We start from the raw sequence: 24,011 nt of genomic DNA on the forward strand, positions 1-24,011 counted from the left end.
TCAGGATAAGTTGTAAATCAAGGATATGAAGCGAAGTGGCCCTGATTTGGATCAGGGCCACTTCGCGCTTGGCGGGTTACTATCTCGCTCTCGTTTCGATCAAGGGTTTCACCTGTCTCATGCCGATGGATCTCTCTGGCCTGCTGCGCCGACTGCTGATTGATAGTCACATCGATTTTGCTTCGCTCAAGGGTGGTGCCTAGCATGCCCATGGAATTCTCCGGTTTGTTACGCCGACTGCTGACCGATAGTCATATCTACTTCGCTCTCAAGGTGCTGCTGGCCATTCTCGGTCTGCTCGCCTTCACCCTGGCTACCGGCAATATCCAGCTCACCGTGCTGCTCTCCCTCGGGGTAGTGGCGGGCGCTATCGCCGAAACCGACGACAGCCTGTGGGGACGCCTTAAAAACCTCGCCATGACGCTCATCTGCTTCATGTTCGCGTCCCTCTGTGTGCAGTATCTCTACCCCACTCCCTGGCTGTTTGCCATTGGGCTCGCCAGCTCAACCTTTATCTTCGTGATGGTGGGGGCGCTCGGTGCCCGCTATGCCACCATCAGCTTCGGCTCGCTGCTGATCGCCATCTACACCATGCTGGGTGCCGCCAAGGCGCCGGATCTCTTCTACCAGCCGCTGGCCCTCGGCGCTGGCGCCCTCTGGTACGGGCTGGTCTCGTTTATCTGGCTCTGGCTGCTGCCCTACAAGACCCTGCACGAGCAACTGGCCCAGAGCTACTTCGCCCTTGGCCGCTACCTGCTGGAAAAGTCCCGCTTCTTCCCGGCGGACGAGCACGGCGCCCAGGCCATTCGCCACAATCTGGCCCAGCTCAACATCAATCTGGTGAGCGCGCTAACCCTCACCAAGTCGGCCCTCAACGCCCGCCTGAGCCGCCGTCATCCGGCCAGCCCCGAGCTTGCCAGCCTGCTGCGCCTCTACCTGCTGGCGCTGGAAATACACGAGCGCGCCACCTCCAGCCACTATCCCTACAGCCGGCTGGAAGCGGAGCTCAAGCAGGGCATCGTACTGGAAGGATTTCAGGAGGTATTCCTGCAACTCTCCGAGGCGTGCCAGCGGCTCGGTTACGCCATTCTGGTGCACAAGCCCTATGCCCATAACAAGCGCATCCACTGGACGCTGGAGGCCCTTGGCGATCAACTGGAGTTCACCAATCTCAAGCAGCACTACCCGAAAACCCTGTTGACGCCGATGAAGTTCCTGCGCCGCAATCTGGCCAGCATCAACCAGCTGCTCGGCAGCGCCGAAGTGCTGCAAAACCCCGAGCAGCCGGAGCAAGAGCTGCCAGCGCTGGCGCGGCCGCCCCGCCTGCCACTGCTGACCCAGCTCAAGCAGCACCTCACCTTGCACTCCATGGTGTTTCGCCATGCGCTGCGCCTCTCCTTGGGGCTGGTGATCGGCTACGGCATACTGCAAGCCTTTGATCTGGAAAAGGGCTACTGGATTTTGCTGACCGTGCTGTTTGTCTGCCAGCCCAGCTACAGCGCCACCCGCCGCCGACTGGTGCAGCGGATGCTCGGCACCTTCGCCGGCATACTGGTGGGCATTCCGGTGCTCTGGCTCTTCCCCGAGCTGCACGTCCAGCTGGTGGTGATGGGGCTGGCCGCCTTCCTCTTCTTCACCCAAGTGCGCAACAACTACAGCGCCGCGGTCTGCTTTATCACCCTCTACGTGCTGATGGCGTTCAACCTGCTCGATGGCATCGGCTTTGCCATTCTGGGGCCACGGCTGCTCGATACCTTGCTCGGCTGCCTGATCTCCTACGGGCTGGTAGCCTGGCTCTGGCCTGACTGGCAGTACAAGCGGCTGCCGACCCTGATCGCCAACTCGCTCTCGGCCAACGCCCGCTACCTCTCGGCGGTGCTGGCGAGCCTCAAGCAGCAGCGGGACGAGTCCATCGACTATCGGGTGGCGCGCAAGAGCGCCCATCTGGCGGACAGCGAGCTGGCCACCGCCTGGCAGAGCATGCTGGTGGAGCCGCAAAAGCGCCGCCGCTTCCTCGATCTCTGCTTTACCCTCACCTGGCGCAACCACGCCCTGCTCTCCTACATCTCGGCGCTGGGGGCCCATCGCGACAAGCTGGAGGCCATCAGCGGGCTGGATGAGGTGCGCCACCATATCTGCCACACCCTGGAGCAAGCCGCCGGCCATCTGGCAGGCAACCCCTCCAGCTCCATCGGTGGTCAGTGCCCCCTTCTTTGCACGGACAGCAGCCCAGACAGCAGCGAGGAGCAGCTGATGCTGACCCAGCAGCTCAACCTGATCAGCGAGCTGGCGGATCAGCTGCTGCATCTGGCCAACGAGAGCCGGTTGCTCACCGGGGATCAAGGCGCTACCATGCCCGCCCAATCCTGATAGCCCCATTAGCGAGGAGCCCTCATGTCTGCGTCCGAAAAACATCAGCTGGAATTCAACGGCCAACTCATCGAGACCGATGCCAAGGGCTACCTGCTCAACAGCAACGACTGGAGCGAGGAGCTGGCGCTGGTGCTGGCTGCGCAGGAGGGGATCACGCTTGAGGAGCCGCACTGGGAAGTGGTGCGCTTTGTGCGCGCCTTCTATCTGGAGTTCAACACCTCCCCCGCCATCCGCGCGCTGGTCAAGGCGATGGAAAAACAGTACGGCCCCGAGAAGGGCAACAGCCGCTACCTCTACAAGCTGTTCCCGGAAGGGCCCGCCAAGCAGGCGACCAAGATTGGTGGCCTGCCCAAGCCGGTGAAGTGCATCTGATCCCATGCATCTCATCCCATAACAACGGGGGGCCGCAACTGCGACCCCCCGTTGTGTTTGGTGCGCTATCTTCGCGCACCTCGTCTTCATATCTCTCAGACTTCCAGCCAGCCTTATCTCCGCTTGTCAGCCAGCGCCACCAACTGCTCCGCCAGCCGGTGGCCATGCAGGTAGGAGGTAATCAGCTCGCTATCCGCCTTGCCCGATTCAATCTGCTGATACCAGTGCGCCAGCATGGCGGCAAAGCCGCGCTGGGCCAGCACCGGCTGCCAGTCGTTGGGGCTAAGCATCTGCGCCTGCTTGTCGCGGGCGATGCTGCCGCGGGTGCAGTTCTCAAGGTGCAGGGAGAGGTTGTCGCCGTAGGCGTCGATGCGCTCCTCGGTGATCCCGGCGCTGCGGTTCATGCTGCCGCTGATGGCGCGATCGCCGCTCTGCCAGCTGACGCTGACCCCGGCCAGCAGGCTGTTGTCCTTCGCATCCGGGCGCAATACCGCATGAAAGTCGCCGTCCGGCACGCCGCCATAGAAGCAGAGGCTGTCGAGCACATGGATAAAGTCATCAAACAGAAAATCCCGCGCCTTGCCCGGCAGGGCGAAGCGGTGTTTCTGCCAGTTAAGCTCGGTGAGCGGCTGGGCCCGCGCCTCGACCATGGCGGGCAGATAGCGGCGGTTAAAGCCGGTAAAGAGGGCGCAATCTTGCGCGATGGCGAGGTTGGCCAGCGCTTCTGCCTCGGCCAGATTGTCGCACAGGGGCTTGTCGACAAAGGTGGGGATCCCTGCGCGCAGGCACTGCTCGGCCAGCTCGCGATGCACCGCGGTGGCGGCGTGGATCATCACGGCATCGGGGCGGCTGGCCAGCATGGCCGCCACATCGGTAAAGCACTCGGCGACCCGATACTGGCGGGCCAGCTTCTCCAGCACCGATGGATTGCGGGTGCAGAGCAGCGGGGTAACCCGCTCATCGCTCGCCAGCAGCGGCAGATAGGCTTTCTGGGCGATATCCCCCAGACCAATCATGGCAATGCGCATCTCAACTCCTTTTCACTCGATAACGGGACAAGCGGATAACTGCCCGCACCATCGCAGGATTTGTCCCGCAGATCCAGCCTGCCGTTAGCGCACTGGCTGGCGTGTGCAGCTCTCGGCAAACGGCGATGTTATCTCGGCATGGCAAGATCGCAGACCGACTTGATCACCTCGGCCAGCCACTCGATGGCGAGATTGCCCTGACTTTTGCGGTGTCTGCCGACCACCACCTCGAACGGCTGCGGCGCTCCGGCCAGCTCCAGCACGCGAAAATCCCCGAGGGCGGCGATAGCTGATGGAATGCAGGCCGCCACGTCATTGACCGACATAAAGGCTTGCAGCGAGGTGTAACAGGGGAGCGTCGCAGAATCAAATTGGGACACCCACCTTTTTGAGCAAGCCACATCAAATTGGGACACCCACCTTTTGCCCACCTTTTGGAGCAAGCCACTATTAGGCTACTTGCAGGCCCAATAAGGGGTGTGTATCCGAGCTGATGCCTGCAAAAGTAGGCTGGTGGGAGAGATTGTCAGGTTTAGAAAGCAACAGCCCCTGCACAGCCATTTATTGGACTATGTGCAATACCCGGAGCTATCAGCAGGGTGGATACAAAGCTATCACAGCCTTGGTTGATGGCATCGTCGCTGGCCACAGTGGCGGGCAAACTGCTGACATTGATATCTGTCTCCCACCACTCTGATCCCTTGTCGCCTGAACAGCGTCACCTGCTTCAACCAGCGAACAGCATCGAGCCCCAATCGTTCCAGAATGGGTCCAAATTGGGCCGGAATATGACCCCGCTTGTCGGGCCGAATAGCACGACCAGTCCAATCAACCAGCATCAGGTAGTCGCTGAAGGCATAAGGCAGCTCTTCAGGCTTACCCTGGCGGGCAAACGGCAGCAAAAGTGGTGGCAAAACCTCAGTAGTAGCAGGCGCGTCAAGGCGCTGTTTGATACTGGTGTATTCACTCTGCTCTGGCCGATCGGTCAACGCAGCTCGTATCGGATTGAGGTCAACATACGCCATACAGGCCAACAAGGCGGATTCGGTGAGCAAAGCCTGACTCTTGAAGCGCCCCTCCCAGAAATGGCCCTTGCAACCATCTTCCTGCTTGGCCTGACGGGCCAGATTTTCATTGAGTAGCCGAATAAACCAACTTATGGAGTGAAGCCGCTCCCGCCATTGGGCCAGCAATTGTTGCACGACAGCCAGCTCAGGCTCGATCAACATCTCCCCCTGATACCAGCGCCTGACCAAATGCGGCCACTGGAATAGCGCCGCCCAGCGCTCAGCCACCTCCCGCTCACTCCAGTTGGCTGCGGTATCGGGCTCCACCTTGAGCACCAGATGATAATGATTGCTCATCACCGCATAAGCACAAATGCCAATTGCAAACAGCCGCGATAGTTGCCCCAACTTGTCGACCACCCACTGACGCCGATGCTCATAACTCTGGCCAGAATGGGCATCGTCACCACACAGAAAGGCTCGCCGCACACAGCGGCTGACCACATGGTAGTAAGGCGTATCCTGCAAGCTGATTTGACGTGAACGGGCAATGGTCATGGCACATCCCTCAACGGTGACCTCTTGAGTCAAGAGCAGCCCTACGCCACTGTCAAAAAGGTGGGTGTCCCAATAAAGGGAGCCAGTGGTTGGTTGAGCCTCTATTGCCCTCCCTATAGCCATCCTCTGCCCCTCCCCTTGCTTACTGCTTTATCAGAAGTCATCAGCCTGTCATCTGGCTGACATCCAGCGGTCATTTTCAAGCCATAGAGTTTTTCACTTATTTTTCATATGGATAGATAAGGAACATCATGACTTTCCCGCGCTCTTCTTATGTGGCTTTGGCCGTCTCGCTGGTCTTGCTTGGCGGCTGCCAGTCAGAGAACGAATCGTCTGCCGACAGCCAGGGCAAAACCGCCTACCAATACAGCACCAAAGCGGTCTACAGCCCGCAGCAGCAGGCGGAGAGCTACGAGCCAGCGCCCCAGGGGTTCAGCCCGGTCTTTACCGAGATGGTGGCGCGCCACGGCTCGCGCTCCCTCTCCAGCCCGAAATATGACGTGCTGACCAAGCTGGTCTGGGAAGAGGCGCAGCGTCAGGGGGCGCTCACCACCCTCGGGCAGGGGCTGGGAGGCAAGGTCGATCTGGTGACGGCCGCCAACCAGAAACTGGGTTATGGCCTGCTCTCGGCGCTGGGCAAGGAGGAGCACGCCAATCTCGCCACCCGGCTGGCGGCGCGGCTGCCGACCCTGCTCAACAGCAGCGAGCCCCACTGCATCAAGGTAGTCACCTCGGGCAAGGACAGGGCCAACGAAAGCGCCTTCTACTTTATGGAGAGTCTCAAGCGCAACGTGAGCTATGTCAGCGACTCGGCGCAGTGCTACCTCACGCAGGATGACCCCTCGAAGATCGACAAAAAGCTGGTCAACAAGTTCGAGCTTTACTTCCACAAGACCACGCCCGAGGGGGATTACGCCCGCTACCTGCCCGCCTATGAGAGCTACCAGCGCTTTATCGGCGACGAAGATGCCGCAATCGCTCCGGCCCCCGAGCTGGCCATGGCGCTGGATCAGCTTAAAAACCTGAGCAAGACCAAAGAGATGGCTCGCAGCATGCTGGAGCGTATCTACAGCAAGGGCTTTGTCGACTATCTGGCGGGCGGCGTCGAGTTTGTCGCCGTCAACCCGGAGGATGGCGGCATGACCTATGTGCGCGACGAAGTGGATGCCGCCCTGATGCTCTACAACCTCTTTATCATCGGCCCCGGCATGATCCGCGAAGCGCAGGCACAGGGCAGCGAACCCTGGGCGCTGGAGCAGTTCCTCACCCCGGAGGAGTCTGCCTGGTTCTCCTACCTCTCCGATGCGGAAGATTTCTACGAGAAGGGGCCAAGTTTTGCCAACCAGAGCGCCCCCTACGCCATTGCCCAGCCGCTGCTCGACGGCCTGTTTGGCGAGGTGCAGCGTCAGGTGTTGGAGGGCGAGCAGAGCCGACGGGCCACCCTGCGCTTTGCCCACGCCGAAGCCATTATCCCCCTCGCCGCCCTGATGAAGCTGGAAGGGAGCCGTCAGGGGGCCAGTGCGGATCAGCTGTTCAGCCAGCAGAACAACGAGTGGCGCGGCGGCTGGGTCTCCCCCTATACCGCCAATATTCAGTGGGATATCTACCAGAACGGGCAGCGGCAGGTGCTGGTCAAGATGCTCTACAACGAAAAGGAGATCGCCTTTAAAACGGGCTGCCAGCCCTACCGGAGCGGCAGCCACTACTACGACTTCGAGGAGCTCAAGCGCTGCTACGGCTATAACGGCTAACCCTTCGCACGCCGGATATGGCAATCACCAGGGGCGACCAGCTGGTCGCTCCGTTCTACTCCCCTTCCCGCCAGTAACCAACATGGCTACACATGCAGCCTTTGGCGCCATTTGCTGATCCAGTTCAAAAAACGATTAATTTCTGATAGTTGAGCCACTGAAAGGCTCGCCCAAGCAGTTTCGTTTGGCTTACCATAGCCATCCAGAACCCGTTGAGCTGCGATGGGTTGCTGCCAGCGCGGATCAGGGGAGCATATTGGAAGCTGTAATCCACGGGCGGTAGCGTGGGATTTGGTGGCGTTACGCTTCACATTAAAAATGTAGATGTCCCAAATTTACCTTATTTTTCAAACTCTAATCAAAAGGTGAATAATGAATAAAATAATACTATCCACACTTCTTTTGTCTTTCTTTTCTCAAGCAAGCATTATTGATGAGCAAAATGAGTGGTATCTAGCAAAAAATGGTATGTATATAATTCGAGACTCCATAAATGATGGTCTTATCGCTACTTTGGAAAAGTCTCGTGATGGCATGTTAAATATTTACATTCAATATGTAGATATAGATGGTTGTAAAGATAAAAATGGAGTTTCTAGTTCCCATGACCCTCTATATATAAATGGTACGTTAGTGAAGTTTGCTCAAGCATGCAATAATGACTGGAGAACTTTTTATCCTATATCTATGGAAGGAACTAATCATATAATTAGGGAGTTTATGAGGAAAAGTAATGTTGAAGTGATGACGTATGATAAAAGCTTTAAAGCTTTATTTTCCGCAAAAGGGTTCACCAAAATTTATAACGAAAAACAGAAGGAAATTACAATAGAAAGAAATGCCATATAATTCAGGTTCATCTAAAAGCAATAATTTCCATTGTTTTGTCGAGAGTAATACATAGCTTATATGTAGATGGCGAAATTTTCAACACTAACAAGATTACATAATGCAATGATATAATTATTGCTATCACTAAATTGGAAAATATAATTTAAATTCAGTAGCTAGAAATTGGTTAACCTTAAGCCACCCCTAGTAAAATAATCTCAACCGATTGTCTTCCTCAATAAAATTCAGTACACAAGAGAAATATACGACACTTAAATCTGCAGTTGTAAATATTAAGTGCATATGCGCATTATAAATATATTTATTTTCCGGAGCGCTAATGGATATTCCTACCAGTAAAATACTTCCCATTGATAACCTAACTGAGTACAAAATTCATTTTGCAGTTTGGAATGGTGAAGAGCAACCATTGGATGTTTATGTTCGAGATCCAGATGAATGGAAGGGGTGGAATAGTTGGCGAGGTAGTCGAAATGACTTTAGTAGAAAATTCATATTCAGTTTGATTAGATATTATCATCAGTCAGATAAATGGCTCTTTGGTGGGATTTTTGAAGTAACTCATCGCGACTCTGAATCATATAAAGTTCAACTGTGTGACCTTCATAAAGAATACATTGGCCGTCTCCTTATTCATTATCCAGGTCCAGGTGTAAGAGGCAGAGCATTTTATCTAGAAAATCATTTCCATGAATTAACAGTATCACAATTGTTCGATAAGAAATTTGAAGGGGAAGCATTCTGTGGATACGAAAATATTGAGCATGGATTTTCGCAACTTGAAACTATATTCAAGCAAAATAAATCAGACTGGAAAGCTGCTCTTGAGAAGGTAAAAGGTGTTTATTTGATAGTAGATAAAAGTAATGGAAAGATGTACGTGGGTTCAGCTTATGGCGACACAGGTATTTGGTCAAGGTGGACTTCTTATATCAGTACAGGTCATGGAGGGAATGAGGAATTAACAAAACTTATTAATACCCATGGTGTCGAGCATGCACGTAAAAACTTCCAGTTTTCAATACTAGAATTTCGATCAATGAGAACAGACGACGAAACAATTAGAAATAGAGAGCAATACTGGAAAAGAGCACTGCAAACCAATACTTTTGGTTACAATAAAAACTAAACACCTAAGAAAAATATATGTATTTGGCCTCTGGCACTAATCCATAATATAAAAATCAAAGCCCGAAATAGACAAAGGCGACCATCCGGTCGCCTTTTTTATTCCATCACTTTCCCAATCAGGAATATTAACGAGCCGGTCGCTTGGCACCATTGCCTTTAGCCGCAGGCTTGCCGCCTTGAGCGGCGGGTTTGGCTCCCGGCTTGGCAGAACCCGCGCGAGTCGGGGTTTTACTCTTATGGGCGGGTTTGCCAGTCGGTTTGCTATTACCAGCATTCTGGCCCGCACTCTTGCCTTCGCCCTGTGCGGCCGGTTTGCCATTAGCCGCCCCTTTGTGCAGCTGGGAACCCACCGGTTTGCCGCCCGTCGGCTTGTTGCCTGTGCCATTGCCACGCTGGTGACTGATGTTGCTGTGACGGGTCAGGGCCGGTTTCATCCCCTTGCCGCTGGCGGCGCGTTCGTTGCGACCTTCCGCTGGCACCAGACAGCCGGGGCCGTTGCCAATCAGGTGGCCCTTGCCCATGGCGAGCAGGGCTTCGCGGATCATCGGCCAGCCTGCCGGATCGTGGTAGCGCAGCAGCGCCTTGTGCAGGCGGCGACGGCGCTCGCCCTTGGCAACAAACACATCACCACCGGTACGGCTCACCTTGTTTAACGGGTTTTTCTCCGTGTAATACATGGTGGTGGCGTTGGCGAGCGGCGACGGGTAGAAGTTCTGCACCTGATCGAGCTTGAAGCGGTTCTCTTTGACCCAGAGCGCCAGATTGACCATGTCTTCGTCTGTGGTGCCCGGGTGGGCGGAGATGAAGTAGGGGATCAGGTACTGCTGCTTGCCCGCCTCTTTGGAGTATTTGTCGAACAGCTCCTTGAACTGGTAGTAGCTGCCCATGCCCGGCTTCATCATCTTGGAGAGCGGCCCCTCCTCGGTGTGTTCCGGCGCGATCTTGAGGTAGCCGCCGACGTGGTACTTGGCCAGCTCCTTGATATAGCGGGGATCTTCGACCGCGATGTCGTAACGCACGCCGGAGGCGATCAGAATCTTCTTGATCCCCTTGAGGTCGCGCGCCTTGCGATAGAGGTTGATGGTCGGGCTGTGGTCGGTGTCCATGTGCGGGCAGATGGTAGGCCAGACACAGGAGGCGCGACGGCAGGTCTGCTCGGCCTTGGGGCTCTTGCAGCGCAGCTTGTACATGTTGGCGGTGGGGCCGCCGAGATCCGAGATGACGCCGGTAAAGCCCGGCACCTTGTCGCGGATATCTTCGATTTCTTTGAGGATCGACTCTTCCGAGCGGCTCTGGATGATGCGCCCTTCGTGCTCGGTGATAGAGCAGAAGGAGCAGCCGCCAAAGCAGCCGCGCATGATGTTGACCGAGGTCTTGATCATCTCGAAGGCGGGGATCTTCTCGTTGCCATAGGCGGGGTGCGGCACCCGCTGGTAGGGCAGGCCGAATACGCCGTCCATCTCCTCGGTTTCCAGCGGGAAGGCGGGCGGGTTGACCCAGACGATGCGATCGCCGTGAGCCTGCGACAGGGCGCGGGCACAGCCGGGGTTGGTCTCGTGGTGCAGAATGCGCGAGGCGTGGGCGTAGAGCACCTTGTCCTCTTTCACCCGCTCGAACGCCGGCAGCTTCACATAGGTTTTTTCCCACGGCTTGGGTTTGGCCGGCTGCACCAGCACAGGCTGAGCTTCCTGCGCGGCAGGAGCCGCTTCGGTGGCGTCGTCCGAGCAGGGTGCCCCTTCCATATAAGGATTCATGATGGGATCGATGCGGCCAATCTGGTCGAGCTTGCTCGAATCCACCCCTTTCCAGCCCGGCAGCGGCTCCTTGCGGATGACGGCGGTGCCGCGAATATCCTGCATGGTGTCGATGGTCTCCCCCGCTGCGATGCGGTGAGCCACTTCCACCAGCGGCCGCTCGGCGTTGCCGTAGATGAGGATATCGGCTTTGGCATCGAGCAGGATGGAGCGGCGGATGGTCTCGGACCAGTAGTCGTAGTGGGCGATACGGCGCAGGGAAGCCTCGATGCCGCCGATGACGACGGGGACCTCCTTGAAGGCCTCCTTGCAGCGCTGGGTATAGACCAGGGTGGCGCGATCCGGCCGCTTGCCGCCCACATCCCCCGGGGTGTAGGCGTCGTCGTGGCGCAGCTTTTTGTCGGAGGTGTAGCGGTTGATCATGGAGTCCATGTTGCCCGCGGTCACTCCGAAGAAGAGGTTCGGTTTGCCCAGACGCATAAAGTCATCCTTCGATGACCAGTCCGGCTGGGCGATGATGCCGACCCGAAAGCCCTGCGCTTCGAGCATGCGGCCGATGACCGCCATACCGAAACTCGGGTGATCCACATAGGCATCCCCCGTCACCAGAATGACGTCGCAGCTGTCCCAACCCAGCTTGTCCATCTCTTTGCGGGACATGGGCAGGAAGGGCGCCGTGCCGTAGCACTCGGCCCAATAGCGGGGATAGGAGAAAAGGTTGGTAACCGGCTGCATTTTAACCACCTGGAACAATTCGGGTCGCGCATTATACCGGTTGCGACCAAGGGGAGCGATGGCTTTTTGTCCCTATAGATCCCGCGGAATAGGCCGCCGCCCGCAATAGCAAGGGCGCCCGCAGGCGCCCTTGTGATGATGGAGGCTGATTTACTGGCCTCCGTCAGGATTGAGGTCAGAGCGCCGGAGGGTGCGACTCCCCTGCCCCCTTGGCGGCCAGTGCTTCGTCTACCTGCTGATCCCGCGCCCCTGTCATGCCGGCGTGACGGGCGATCAGATGGTAGATGGCGGGCACCACCAGCAGGGTAACCAGGGTTGCCAGCGACAATCCGAAGAAGACCACAGTCCCCACCGCCATCCGGCTCTCGTAGCCTGCCCCCATGGAGAGCATCAGCGGCACAGCGCCGATAATGGCGGTCAGCGAAGTCATCAGGATAGGGCGCAAGCGGCGCACCGAACCGGCGATGATCGCCTCGTCGAACCCTTCGCCCCGCTGGCGCAGCTGGTTGATGAACTCGACGATGAGGATGCCGTTCTTGGTCACCATGCCGATCAGCATGATCATGCCGATCTGGCTGTAGATGCTCATCTCCTGCCCCGTCAGCCAGAGGCCGAGCAGACCACCGAAGATGCCGAGTGGCACCGTCACCATCACCACCGCCGGGGTCAGGGTGCTCTCGAACTGGGCCACCAACACCAGATAGACCACCAGCAGGGCGAGGCCAAAGACCAGCACCATCTCCCCCTGATTGTCGCGGTAATCCTTGGAGTCACCGGCGTAATCCACCGTCATGCCGGTGGGCAGGTTGGCGTTGGCCCAGCCATCGAGGAAATCGAGGGCCTCACCCAGGGTGTGATCCGGGTGCACATCGGCGGTCAGGGTGATCGCTTTTTGCCGCTGGTAGTGGTTGAGGCGGTTGGCGGTCGCCACCTGCTTGACGGTGGCCAGAGTGGAGAGACTGACCATCTCGCCGTTGGCCGCCTTCAGGTAGATGCGACCGAGATCCGAGATGCCGTTGAACTCGGTCTGGTTGCCGCGCAGGTAGACGTCATACTCCTCGCCCCTGTCCACATAGGTGGTCTTGCTCGCCCCGCCCAGCAAGGTCTGCAAGCTGTTGGCCACGGTGGAGACCGGAATGCCGAGCTGGCTGGCGCTGTCGCGATTGATGGTCACCTGCAGCTCGGGGGTCTTCTCGGCGTAGTCGAGATCCGGGCTCAGCATCAGGCCGCTGCCCTGCGCCGCCTGTTGCAGCGCCAACCCTTGCTGGTAGAGCTCGGCATAGTCGTTACCCTGCAGCACGAACTGCACCGGTGCGGTGGAGCCGCCTCGGAAACCGGGCTGGAAGGTGCGGATCATCACATCGGGAATGCCGGAGAGCTTGGCACCCAGCGAGCGGGAGAACTCGGTGGCGGTGACGTCGCGCTCCGCCCAGTCGGTGAGCTGGATGATCACCATACCGGTCTGATCGCCGCCACGGCCAAAGGCGGGGGTGCTGAAGCTCAGCGCCTGCACCACCCCTTTGCCCAGCATCGGCATGATGGCGGACTCCACCTGCTGCATGTTGCGCTTCATCCGCTCGATGCTGGTCCCCTCCGCCCCCTTGACGAAGACATAGATAACGCCGCGATCCTCGGTCGGGGTAAGGCTGGTCGGCAGTTGGGTAAAGAGGGCACCGATACCACCCAGACAGAGCAGCAGCACCAGCGGCGTCCAGCGGGAGCGACGCAGCACCCACGCCAGCAGGTGGCGATAGTGCCCCTCCAGCCAGCCCAGCCCGCGATCGAGCCCTGCGGTGAGCCAGTTCGGTTTATCCAGCGGGCGCATCAGCCAGGAGCCCATGGCCGGGGTCAGGGTCAGCGCCACCAGCGAGGAGCAGAGCACCGCGAGCGAGAGCAGAATCGCAAACTCGGTAAAGAGCCGCCCCACCATGCCATCCATAAAGGCGATGGGGACGAACACCATCACCAGCACGGCGGTGGTGGCGATGACCGCAAAGCCCACCTCGCGGGTGCCGTGCCAGGCGGCCAGCAGGGGCGGTTCCCCCCGCTGCAGATGGTGGTGGATGTTCTCCACCACCACGATGGCGTCATCCACCACCAAGCCGATGGCAAGGATCAGGGCCAGCAAGGTGATGAGGTTGATGGAAAAGCCGAAATACCAGGCACCGATAAAGGCAGAGATGAGCGACACCGGCACCGTAATGGCTGGAATGAGCGTGGTGCGCCCCTGCCCGAGGAACAGATAGAGCACCGCCACCACCAACACGGCGCAGATGGCCAGGGTCTCGTACACCTCGTCGATGGCCTGCTTGATAAAGATGGTGGAGTCGTAATCCACCTCGAGCTTGGCCCCCTCCGGCAGGAAGCGCTGCATCTCGCCGAGTTTCTTCTCGATCCCCTGTGCCACTGCCAGCGGGTTGGCGGTGGACTGGGCGACGATGCCGATACCCAGACTCTCTTTGCCGTTGCGCTGATAGGCGCTGTCTTCGTTCTTGGCTCCCACCTCCACGTCGGCGATATCGGCCAGATAGACGCTCTGGCCGTTGGCGGCTGTGGTGACTTGCAGCTGCTGGAAATCTTCCGCTGTGTGGTAGAGACGGGCGATCTGCACCGCCATGGTCATGGAGTTGTTGCGGATCTCGCCACCCGGCAGTTCGATGTTCTCCCGCTTGAGGGCCTCTTCCACATCGCTCACCGTGATGCCACGGGCCGCCATGTCGGCCGGGCGCAGCCGCACATACATCACCTGGGTGAGATCGCCGGAGAGCGCCACTTCGCTCACCCCGTCCACCAGACTCAGGGGGTCGACCAGCACGCGGTTGGCGTAGTCGGTCATGGCGGTGCGATCCATCTGGCTGCTGCTGAAGTTGAGCCAGATCGCCACATCACCGTTGCCGCTGTCCTTGGTCACCAGCGGCTCGTCCACATCATCGGGCAGCCGGGGCCGCGCGCGGGAGAGGGCATCGCGCACATCGGAGATCCCCTCCACCATGTTCCAGCCGAGCTTGAACTCGACGGTGATCATCGAGCGCCCCTTGCGGGTCATGGAGTTGATGTTCTTGATACCGCTGATGCCGGAGAGCTGATCCTCGATGGGCTTGGTGACCTGACTCTCCATCACCGAGGGGGCGGCCCCCTCATAGGTGGTGGTGATGGAGACCGACGGGATCTGCACATCGGGCATCTCCCGCACCGTCAATTTGCTGAAGGCGACCAGACCAAACACGGTGAGCAGGGCGCTGAGCACCACCGCCACCAGCGGGCGACGTACTGAGATATCGGAGAGCCACATCAGCCGTTTACCTCGGCCAGATCACGCACCTGCACCCCATCACGCAGATTGACCAGCCCCTCGACCACGATGCGATCGCCGACCTTCAGCCCCTCGGTGACCCAGACGGTCTCCCCTTCGGTCTCGCCGAGCACTACAGGCACCCGCTTGACCCGGCCATCGGCCTCAAGACGGTAAACAAAGCGCTGCTCACCGGCATACTCCACCGACTGGGCGGGGATCAGGGTGAGCTGCTGGGCCGGCAGTGCCAGCTCCACATTGAGCAACATGCCCGGGCGCAACTGGCCATTGCCATTGGGGATCATCACCCGCGCCTTGATGTTCTGGGTATCGTTGGAGACGCGGCTGTCGAGGGTGGTCAAGGTGCCGTTGAATTGCTGATCCGGCCAGGCGGTACTGGTGGCGGTGACCGCCATGCCCGGTCGCAGCAGGGAGAGGTAACGCTCCGGCACCGCCAGATCGAGGCGCAGTTTGTCCAGTTCATCGAGATGCAGCAGGGTATCGCCGCTGTTGACCAGCGCCCCTTCGCTCAGATCAATCAGGCTCACGGTACCGGCAAAGGGCGCCTGCAAGGTACGCAGGGAGAGCTCGTAGCGGGCGGCATCGAGGCGGGCCTGCACCTGGGCCACGGTGGCCTCCTGCCCCTCCAGCTCGGATTGGGTCACGGCGCCACGGGCCACCAGCTTGCGCATATCCCCCAGCTTGCGGTTCTCGTCGCGCAGACTGGCGCTCTGCTCGGCCAGCTCAGCCTGCTGCTTGCCCGCATCGAGCGCGATCAGGGTCTCCCCCTTCGCCACGCTCTGACCAGATTGCACCGCAATCTTGACGATGCGACCGGTCACTTCGGGGCTGATGATGACAGAGCGATTGGCTGCCAGCTTGCCCACCAGCTTGAGGGTCGGCTCGGCCAGGCTCTGCTTGACGGTTTGAGTGCGGATATTGACCTGTCTGGTCGGTGCTTTGGCGGCGGGTTCGCTGTGACGCAGCGCCCAGACGCCGGCAACCACGATTAGAAGAAGGCCCAAGCCGAGCCAGATACGCATTTTCATCGAACAGTCCATGAAGAGTGAGAGGGTAAATCCAGATTGGGGCCATTTTAGCCCCAGACTATGCCGTGACTATGTATAAATGTGACAAAACGTAACAAGAGCGGGATAAGCTCACTCTGTTTCAGGTCGCGCCGTTTGTTTTCACGCCACATCGCATACACTAACGACAATTTCCTTCGCAACCCGACTGACTGCCTATGCCCAAAATGTCTGACCACCGCTTTCTCACACGCCTGACCTGGCTCCTGTTCGCCGTGGTCATCCTGCTGATTGGTCTGACCTTGCGGCAAAGCCTGAAACAGATAGAACGCCTCTACCAGAGCGATACTCTCAACAGCGCCATCTACCTGCGGGATCGGTTCAAACAGACCGAAGTGTTTCTGGAGGCGATGCGCGGTCAGGCCGAAGAGCGACTGCGCAGCGACCCCCAGTCGGTGCTCACCCGCCAGCTCTATGGCCATATCGAGGCGCTGCCAGAGGGGCTGGCCCTCGACAAGCTCCCCGGCGATTTACCGGCCGGACTGGCGGGCAACCTCACCGGTGACGGCCCGCTGCCGCCCCCCGGCAGTGCGCGGGAGGCGCAACTTCATTTGGCCCTGAGCCTCTCCCCCTTGTTGTCCACCGCCAGCCAGCGCCTGGGCAGCGAGATCGCCTGGGCCTACTTCACCGGCGTGGACAACTTTATCTACCTCTATCCCTGGATCCCCTCCAGCCAGTTTCGTTTTGCCCGCAGCATCTATGACAAGCACTACTGGCAGGATGCACTGATGTCACCCAACCCCAGCCGGGACACCATTCTCTCCCGCCCCTACGAAGATTTTGCCGGACTGGGCACCATGGTCACCATGTCCCAGCCTCTCTACAAGGACGGCTCGCTGGTAGGGATGATCAGCATGGACATCCTGCTCTCACGCTTGCAATCGCAGCTCAATCAACTGGCACCGGCGCTGGGTGAGTATCTGCTGCTCAATCAGTACCATCAGGTGCTGGCCAGCAGCGCGCGCCAACCCGTGGTGCCGCAAGACCCCGAGCCGACCGACGAATACCAGTGGCAACAAGGGGCATTGCAGCTGACCATGGCAATCCCAGATACCCCGCTGAGACTGGTGCACAGCGTCACCCTGCTGCCACTGGTGTGGGCCATGCTCTGCCAGTCAACGCCGACCCTGCTCGCCATCCTCTTTATGCTGCTGGCCGCCCTCTCCAACCTGAGGTCCCATCGCCTCAACCAGCGGCTCAATTATCTCTCCTGCCACGATGCCCTCACCGGCGCCTTCAACCGCCACTATCTGGTGCTGCTGGAACAGGCGGGAGAGCTGTCCCGGTTGCAAGCGGGGATCCTGATGTTCGATGCGGATCACTTCAAACGGGTCAATGACAACTTCGGCCATGCCGTCGGCGATATCGTGCTGATCCGGCTGGTGCAGATCTGCCAGCAGCAGCTTAGACCCACAGATCACCTGATCCGCTGGGGTGGCGAAGAGTTTCTGCTGCTGATTGGCCGCGCAGATGTAACGCAGCTCGGCGAGCTGGCGGAGCGGCTGAGAAAAGCGGTGGCAGATCATGACTGGGCCGCCATCGAACCCGGGCTGGAGGTCACCATCAGCCTCGGCTATCTGCCCCATCAGGAGAACCTTCCCCTGCACGAAGCGGTGCGCCGTGCCGATGTGGCGCTCTATCAGGCCAAGGCCAACGGTCGCAACCGCAGCGAAAGATGGCAGGGTGACGCCTCCTGACTCTCGGAGTAAGCTGAGCCCTCAACCCCTTTTTTGGAGGACTGTCGTGCCACGTAAACCCCGCGTAGGGCTCGCTCTCGGGAGCGGCGCCGCCAGAGGATGGGCCCATATCGGCGTCATCCGCGCCCTTGAACGTCTCGGCATCAAACCGGATTTGATCGCTGGCTGCTCCATCGGCAGCTTTGTCGGTGCCGCCTATGCCGCCGGAGAACTGGATCGGCTGGAAACCTGGGTGCGCGGCTTTACCCGCCTGCAGGTGGTCAGCCTGCTCGACCCGGCCCTCTCTGGCGGTCTGTTTCGCGGCGAAAAGGTATTTGGCCTTGCCGCCAGCCATCTGGGGGATCCCGATCTCGAGAGCCTGCCCATCCCCTTCGCCTGCATCGCCACCGAACTCGATACCGGCCGCGAGATCTGGTTGCAACAGGGCCCGCTGCGCCAGTCGGTGCGCGCCTCCTGCGGCATGCCGGGGATCCTCACCCCGACCCGGATCAACGACCGCTGGCTGGTCGATGGCGCCGTGGTCAATCCGGTGCCCATCTCGCTGGCCCGCGCCATGGGGGCCGAGGTGGTGATTGCGGTCAACCTCAACACCGATATGCACCAACCCTGGACCGATGAGCCGGATCAACCCGGCAGCGGCGGCCTGCTCAGCCAGTGGCTCAATCGCGGTGAATCGGCGCCAGCCACACCGGGTCTGTGGAGCGTGATGAGTGGCTCCATCAACATCATGCAGGAGCGGATCACCCGTGCCCGGATGGCCGGTGACCCGCCGGAGATCCAGCTCTGCCCGCGCCTTGGTAGCTTCTCCATCATGGATTTTCATCGTGCCAGCGATGCCATAAACGAGGGGGAAGCCTGCGTCGAGCGCAACCTCGATCAGCTCAAGGATGAACTGGGCCGCCTCGGGTTGCTGGGCAGTTAGTTGTCGACATGCAGCGGTTTACACATGAAAAAGCGCCATTCGGCGCTTTTTTCAACTTGCTTACCCGGTTACTCCTTACGGTAGAAGAGCAACCCGAGCAGAATCACCCCCACAGAGACCAGCAGATAGAGTCCCAGACTGGGATTGGTGATACCGCCATACAGAATGATGAGCGCGCCCAGGGTGGCGCAGGTCGGGATCACAAACCGCTTTATCCAGCCCAACTCGGTAAAGGTGCGCATGTACCAGACATAGAGGAACAGATAGAGGCCATAAATCAGCACGATCGGCATCTCGTCCAGGGCGATGTAACGACCGAATGTCTCGTTGATGCTGCAGTACCACAGCACTGAGTAGATCACCGACAACAGCGCTGCCGCGAGGGCCGAGTTGATGGGCATGTGGTGATGCGGTTCGATACGGCTCATCCACTTGGGGGCAGGCCCCTGATTGCGGATCGCCAGCGAGTAGGGAATGCGCATGGTCGCCAGCACCAGACCATTGAGGGTGCCGAGGCAGGAGATAATCACGAACACGGTCAAAATGGTCGAGGCAGTCCCGCCAAACAGGCTGGTTGTCGCGAGATTTACCGCGTTATCCCCTTGCGCCACTATCTCGTCCGTCGGCAAGACGCTGGCGATCCCCAGAAAATAGGTGACGTAGACCACAAAGACTATCAGGGTGCCAATCACCAGCGCTCTGGGCAGATTCTTCTTGGAATCGCGAATTTCGCTGTTGATGGTCACGGCGGCGATCCACCCCTCATAAGCGAAGGCGGTGGCAACCACGGCCGTGGCCAGCGTGCCTCCGGTGCTTCCTATCCCATCCATTGCCTGCACAAAGTTGGTCACGGTGACACCATTGAGCAAACCTGAAATGGTGCCCACAATCGCAACCAGGATCAGCGGGATCAACTTGATCAGGGTAGAACCCACTTGCAGCTTGCCCGCCAGGATCGGGGTATAGAAGTTGATCAGATAGGTGACCGTCATATAGACAGCCGCCAGTATCCAGGTCGCACCAGAGTTGGTCGGATTATCACTGCCGAGCAAGATCATGGTGTACAGAGCGGCGACCCAGGCAAGGATGGCGGAAAGAGGGGCGTAATAGAGTACGCCTTTGAACCACCCCACCAGATAACCAAACATTTTGCCGTATGCCGCTTCGGCATAATCGACGATACCGTTGGACTTTTCGATCCGCTGGGCAAACTCGGCAAACACCAGCGCGCCGAAGATCATCGAAAATGCCCCCAGCGCCCATGCCAGCAGCGCAATGGCCAGATTACCGCCAGTCAGACGCAGTACATCATCGGCCTTGAAGAAGACACCGGAGCCGATCACCACGCCGACCACCATCGCAATGGCAGTCATCAGGCCATAACGTTTATCCAACTCATTACTGCTCATACCCATACTCCATACGATTGCTCATATCATCCTGAATGTAATAGTGTTCGGGTGGCCAGATACCACCAGGGGGCCCACTTTTCGGGGCCGCTTATTCTCGTTGGCCTGCATGGATAATTCAAAGCGTGTTAGATCAAAATATCGATCGGCAACCCAAAAAAAATACCGCCCGAAGGCGGCATTTCTATTCACATCGATGATCACGCCTTGGCGAGGTCATCCGGGCCAATCTGGCCGATTTCGGCGACTTTCTTGTCTGCCAGCAGCCAGAGGGTGAACTTGTGCAGATCCGGGTGGTGCGCCAGGGCAACCAGGAAGGCGCCCCCAACTTCACGGTAACCCAGCTCGTAGTTTTTCAGCGTGGTGGGAGGAACACCCAGCAAATCTGCAAACTTCGGACGGCTCAAACCGACCGCTTCACGGATCTGACGGATCTTCTTGCCAACAGTGACGATATTTGAATTCATAATGTTCCATACTCCGTTTGGCGGATTTACTCCGCCTTTTATTTTTCGCGACGACTCGTAGTCAAGTGTATCAGTTTTGTTCGGACTCGTTATGGTCGAGCCTCTATCTTATGAGCGCCTTTCGGCGACAACCCTTGCCTTCAAGGGGGGATGGTAATCGCTCAGCCGCCTCAGGTAAACAGTCTCGAAAAGAAACCTTTATTGTGGCCCCCCCAATAACTCGTATAATCCGCCGGATACCCATTAAGAGGAATAAGTATGGCGTTTCCCGGCATTATCTCTCGCCTGCACCCCGTATCCAGCACAGAAGAACTGGCACAACAGCGCCTGCAAGGTGAACAATATCGCGCCGAAGCATTCTGGCTTCCGGCCTTGATGTCCAGCCACGCCAGCGAACTGCTGGCCGCCCTGCCGGAGAACTGCAGTCTGTTTCTTGAACAGGCATGCCCGGACCTGGCCCTGCGCAGCCACGACGGCACCTTGCATAACAATGAGCAGCTCATCACGGTAAACGGTCAGGCAATTGCTCTGGCAACCACTCAAGGTGATGGTGGTCTGGTGCCCGAATCGGGTATGTGCGAGATGGCCGACTGGCTGGAGGCGGGACACCGCCACTTCATCTGTTCAGCTGCGGTTCAGCCTGTGGCTCGCGCCATCCTCAACATCTGGCCCCTTGACCCCTATCTGGCCCGACATTTCTTGATGACATTTACCCCCCTGCTGCAGAGCGCAACCCAGGCAGATTACCTTGCGGTCTTCGCCGCCAGAGCGAATCCAGCCAACCCGCATAGCGACTGGGTTCAGGCCTATATGAAGCTGGAGAAGAAACTGCACAGGGCCTATCTGGATCACTAATTAATCTGGATAAACAGCCAGTTAAGGGCACGACACAATTTGCCACAAGGCTCATTTGTGAGCTTGATCATGTTTTAAAATCGGCATAGAGTGCGCCTCGTCATCGGAATGACATCAGTTGCCTGGCAGTGGTTTCTCACGCATTGCGTGCCATGCCAGCGCACTCGACACACCAGGAGAGTGTGCAACCCGGTTCTGCCGGGTCATCTGCCAGACTCGACGCCAGCCGTACGGCGGAGCCTGCAGCTTACATAAATTACAAAGTGTGAAGCACGTGAATAACGTGCGATCTCAACGAGGATTTTTTTATGATGAAAATGGCTCCTTCCATGATCGCCATCGCCATGGCTGCTCTGGGTGCTACCGCTGCTCACGCCGCTGACGACATCTACTTCGGTGCCGGTGTCGGTGCTACTCACTTCAACGGCCTGAACAAGCTGGAAAGCACCAATGTAGGCCAAGAAGACGCGGCTGCTGCCAACGCCTTCATGGGTTACAACTTCACCGAAAACTTCGGTACCGAACTGGGCTACCAGTACACCGGTCGTGGCAACACCGACGGCAACCGTTACGAGAGCCAGGGTGCCACCCTGTCCGGTATCGCCCGTATGCCGGTTGGCAACGACTTCTCCCTGTTCGCTGAAGGCGGCGCCTACTGGGGTCACACCGATGGTCTGGGCACCAGCGACACTAAAGTTTCCCCGCTGGCCGGTGCTGGTGTGACTTACAAGGTAAATGACGCGCTGGATCTGCAAGCTCGCTACCGCTACATGTGGGACGTGGCTGACCTGCACGCCAACGGTGAGCGTTACAAAGCCAACCAGAGCATCGCTACTCTGGAAGCGGTATACCACCCGTTCCGTACTTCCTACGTAGCTCCGGTAGCTGCTCCGGTAGTTGAAGAAGCTCCTGCTCCGGCTCCGCAAGTGGTAGAGAAGAACTTCGCCCTGAACTCAGACGTGCTGTTTGCCTTCGGCAAAGACACCCTGAAGCCGGAAGGCGTTGCAGCCCTGAACGGTCTGTATCAGCAAATCGTTGAGTTCCAGCCGAAAGATGGCAACGCTGTTGTTGTTGGTTACACCGACCGTATCGGTTCCGACGCTTACAACCAGAAGCTGTCTGAAGCCCGTGCCCGTACCGTTGCCAACTTCCTGGTGAGCAAAGGTATGGCTGCCAGCAAAGTTGCCATCGAAGGTCGTGGCGAAGCTAACCCGGTTACCGGCACCAAGTGCAACGGCGTAACTGCTAAAGCTCAGCTGATCTCCTGCCTGGCTCCGGATCGTCGCGTAGAAGTTCGCGTATCTGGCGTACAAGAAGTTCAGCAATAATCTGACCTCGTTCAGATAGTGCGAAAAAAAGGGATGCTGCGGCATCCCTTTTTGTTTGCCTGGTTCTCGCTTGCATCCCTCACTCCCGCCTCCCTGCCCTTGCCTGCCCCGTCTCGAAAGCATAAAGTAGTTGCGCCTGTAAGGTATTGGATAAGCACTAAAAAGCGCTTCTTGTCCGGTCTGTTGTCCATGACGCCAATGCATCATGAGAGTCCAAAGCCTTCGCTATCCACTTTGCTGGCGATTTTTCGCAGCAATAAAAACAAGTGCATTGCCCGACATGGGCTAACACAACGAGGATAAACCGATGAAACTCAAAATGGCTCCTACCCTGATTGCACTGGCGCTCGCCGCCGCAGGCACCACAGCTCAGGCTGCCGATGACTGGTACACCGGTGTTGGTGCAGGTTGGGCTTATGCCCACGGTCTGGATGATTTTGGCAAAGACACTGACAAAGATGCCACTGCGCTGAGCCTGTTCGGCGGTTACAACTTCAACGACTACTACGCAGCTGAACTGGGCTACCTCTACGCCGGTAAAGCGGGCGTTGACGGTGCAGATTTCAAAACCCAGGGTGCAACCCTCTCCGGTATCGCCCGCCTGCCGCTCGGCGACATCTTCTCGGTGTTTGCTGAAGGTGGTGCCTACTTCAATCACGTCAACGGCAATGGCAACAGCGACAACGGCACTGCACCGCTGGCGGGTCTGGGTCTGACTGCCAAGCTCTCCGACCTTATCGATGTGCAGGCACGCTACCGCTATCTGTGGAATCTGGGTGACGAGCAGAAAACCTGGGAGAGCGACATGAGCGTCGCGACCCTGGAGCTGGTGATGCACCCGAACCGTACCTCTTATGTTGCCCCGGTTGCCGCCCCTGCGCCTGAGCCGGTTCCCGAGCCGGTACTGGTCGACAAGAACTTCGCCCTGAGCTCTGACGTGCTGTTTGCCTTTGGCAAATCCACCCTCAAGCCAGAAGGTGTCGCAGCGCTGAACACCCTGTATCAGCAGATCGTTGATGTTCAGCCGAAAGATGGCAGCGCCGTGGTCGTCGGTTACACCGACCGTATCGGTTCTGATGCCTACAACCAGAAACTCTCCGAAGCGCGTGCCCGTACCGTGGCCGACTTCCTGGTTGGCAAAGGTCTGCCGGCTGGCAAAGTTGCCATCGAAGGTCGCGGTGAAGCCAATCCGGTCACCGGCACCCAGTGCAACAGCGTCAAGGGCAAGGCTCAGCTGATCTCCTGCCTGGCACCGGATCGCCGTGTAGAAGTACGCGTCACCGGCGTGCAGCAAGTCAAACAGTAATCCTGTCGTTGTCGAGTCCTGATTTCGGCTAGCATTTCTCTACTCAGAATCCCCGATGTATCGCATCGGGGTTCTATATTTCAACG

General features: G+C 58.3%; 18 protein-coding genes. 10 read left to right on the forward strand and 8 right to left on the reverse strand.

Features of this window, described 5'->3' with window-relative positions:
• Positions 1–204 precede the first annotated feature (204 nt).
• Together yccS and ACB042_RS07105 are read left to right on the forward strand one after the other, a co-directional pair.
• The gene (gene yccS, locus ACB042_RS07100; RefSeq protein ID WP_257697777.1) at positions 205–2,370 is read left to right on the forward strand and encodes a YccS family putative transporter; all 2,166 of its coding nucleotides are present in this window, start codon (positions 205–207) and stop codon (positions 2,368–2,370) included.
• A 24-nt stretch (positions 2,371–2,394) separates the two neighbouring features.
• Positions 2,395–2,745 carry a TusE/DsrC/DsvC family sulfur relay protein gene (locus ACB042_RS07105; RefSeq protein WP_019446869.1) on the forward strand — a complete coding sequence of 117 codons (351 nt, stop codon included), beginning with the start codon at positions 2,395–2,397 and terminating at the stop codon, positions 2,743–2,745.
• Between the two features lie 113 nt (positions 2,746–2,858).
• Here the strand turns inward: ACB042_RS07105 and ACB042_RS07110 are convergent, their stop codons facing one another.
• From ACB042_RS07110 to ACB042_RS07120, 3 genes are all read right to left on the reverse strand, one after another.
• Positions 2,859–3,773, reverse strand: a complete 915-nt coding sequence (locus ACB042_RS07110; RefSeq protein ID WP_371178132.1) for a Gfo/Idh/MocA family protein — start codon at positions 3,771–3,773, stop codon at positions 2,859–2,861.
• A gap of 128 nt (positions 3,774–3,901) precedes the next feature.
• Positions 3,902–4,153 (reverse strand): hypothetical protein, encoded by a 252-nt coding sequence (locus ACB042_RS07115; RefSeq protein ID WP_371178133.1) that lies wholly within the window; start codon positions 4,151–4,153, stop codon positions 3,902–3,904.
• Positions 4,154–4,387: 234 nt separating this feature from the next.
• A complete protein-coding gene (locus ACB042_RS07120) occupies positions 4,388–5,338 on the reverse strand; it encodes a transposase (protein ID WP_371178134.1) in 951 nt (316 codons plus the stop codon).
• Positions 5,339–5,589: 251 nt separating this feature from the next.
• Between ACB042_RS07120 and ACB042_RS07125 the strand changes: the two genes are divergently transcribed.
• The 3 genes from ACB042_RS07125 to ACB042_RS07135 all read left to right on the forward strand — a co-directional run bounded on the left by ACB042_RS07125 (position 5,590) and on the right by ACB042_RS07135 (position 9,070).
• The gene (locus ACB042_RS07125; protein ID WP_371178135.1) at positions 5,590–7,089 is read left to right on the forward strand and encodes a histidine-type phosphatase; all 1,500 of its coding nucleotides are present in this window, start codon (positions 5,590–5,592) and stop codon (positions 7,087–7,089) included.
• A gap of 372 nt (positions 7,090–7,461) precedes the next feature.
• Complete coding sequence (locus ACB042_RS07130) at positions 7,462–7,938, forward strand: hypothetical protein (RefSeq protein WP_236301740.1); 477 nt, start codon at positions 7,462–7,464, stop codon at positions 7,936–7,938.
• 322 nt (positions 7,939–8,260) lie between these two features.
• Positions 8,261–9,070, forward strand: a complete 810-nt coding sequence (locus ACB042_RS07135; protein ID WP_371178136.1) for a GIY-YIG nuclease family protein — start codon at positions 8,261–8,263, stop codon at positions 9,068–9,070.
• Positions 9,071–9,197: 127 nt separating this feature from the next.
• Here the strand turns inward: ACB042_RS07135 and ACB042_RS07140 are convergent, their stop codons facing one another.
• The 3 genes from ACB042_RS07140 to ACB042_RS07150 form a co-directional block, all read right to left on the reverse strand.
• Positions 9,198–11,561, reverse strand: coding sequence for a YgiQ family radical SAM protein (locus ACB042_RS07140; protein WP_371178137.1), 2,364 nt, complete (start codon positions 11,559–11,561; stop codon positions 9,198–9,200).
• A 175-nt stretch (positions 11,562–11,736) separates the two neighbouring features.
• Positions 11,737–14,853, reverse strand: a complete 3,117-nt coding sequence (locus ACB042_RS07145) for an efflux RND transporter permease subunit (protein WP_371178138.1) — start codon at positions 14,851–14,853, stop codon at positions 11,737–11,739.
• Positions 14,853–15,902 carry an efflux RND transporter periplasmic adaptor subunit gene (locus tag ACB042_RS07150; RefSeq protein WP_040065810.1) on the reverse strand — a complete coding sequence of 350 codons (1,050 nt, stop codon included), beginning with the start codon at positions 15,900–15,902 and terminating at the stop codon, positions 14,853–14,855. Before ACB042_RS07150 ends, ACB042_RS07145 begins: the two co-directional genes overlap by 1 nt.
• 197 nt (positions 15,903–16,099) lie before the next feature.
• On the opposite strand from ACB042_RS07150, the gene ACB042_RS07155 reads away from it, so the two are divergent.
• Positions 16,100–17,638, forward strand: coding sequence for a diguanylate cyclase (locus tag ACB042_RS07155; RefSeq protein ID WP_371178139.1), 1,539 nt, complete (start codon positions 16,100–16,102; stop codon positions 17,636–17,638).
• Positions 17,639–17,684: 46 nt separating this feature from the next.
• Positions 17,685–18,560: a patatin-like phospholipase family protein gene (locus tag ACB042_RS07160; RefSeq protein WP_100654262.1), complete on the forward strand. Its 876-nt coding sequence runs from the start codon at positions 17,685–17,687 to the stop codon at positions 18,558–18,560.
• Positions 18,561–18,628: 68 nt separating this feature from the next.
• Here ACB042_RS07160 and ACB042_RS07165 read toward each other — a convergent pair whose 3' ends face one another.
• Positions 18,629–19,969 carry an APC family permease gene (locus tag ACB042_RS07165; RefSeq protein ID WP_236272529.1) on the reverse strand — a complete coding sequence of 447 codons (1,341 nt, stop codon included), beginning with the start codon at positions 19,967–19,969 and terminating at the stop codon, positions 18,629–18,631.
• Positions 19,970–20,169: 200 nt separating this feature from the next.
• A complete protein-coding gene (locus tag ACB042_RS07170) occupies positions 20,170–20,436 on the reverse strand; it encodes a DNA-binding transcriptional regulator (RefSeq protein WP_005338367.1) in 267 nt (88 codons plus the stop codon).
• Positions 20,437–20,694: 258 nt separating this feature from the next.
• Here ACB042_RS07170 and ACB042_RS07175 point away from each other — a divergent pair, with 258 nt between their 5' ends.
• From ACB042_RS07175 to ompA (ACB042_RS07185), 3 genes are all read left to right on the forward strand, one after another.
• Positions 20,695–21,291 (forward strand): hypothetical protein, encoded by a 597-nt coding sequence (locus tag ACB042_RS07175; protein WP_371178140.1) that lies wholly within the window; start codon positions 20,695–20,697, stop codon positions 21,289–21,291.
• A gap of 308 nt (positions 21,292–21,599) precedes the next feature.
• The gene (ompA, locus tag ACB042_RS07180) at positions 21,600–22,619 is read left to right on the forward strand and encodes a porin OmpA (RefSeq protein ID WP_013723997.1); all 1,020 of its coding nucleotides are present in this window, start codon (positions 21,600–21,602) and stop codon (positions 22,617–22,619) included.
• 307 nt (positions 22,620–22,926) lie between these two features.
• Complete coding sequence (ompA, locus tag ACB042_RS07185; protein WP_144715934.1) at positions 22,927–23,925, forward strand: porin OmpA; 999 nt, start codon at positions 22,927–22,929, stop codon at positions 23,923–23,925.
• Positions 23,926–24,011 lie beyond the last annotated feature (86 nt).

Source organism: Aeromonas sp. S13(2024), assembly GCF_041402405.1.
Lineage (GTDB): Bacteria > Pseudomonadota > Gammaproteobacteria > Enterobacterales > Aeromonadaceae > Aeromonas > Aeromonas veronii.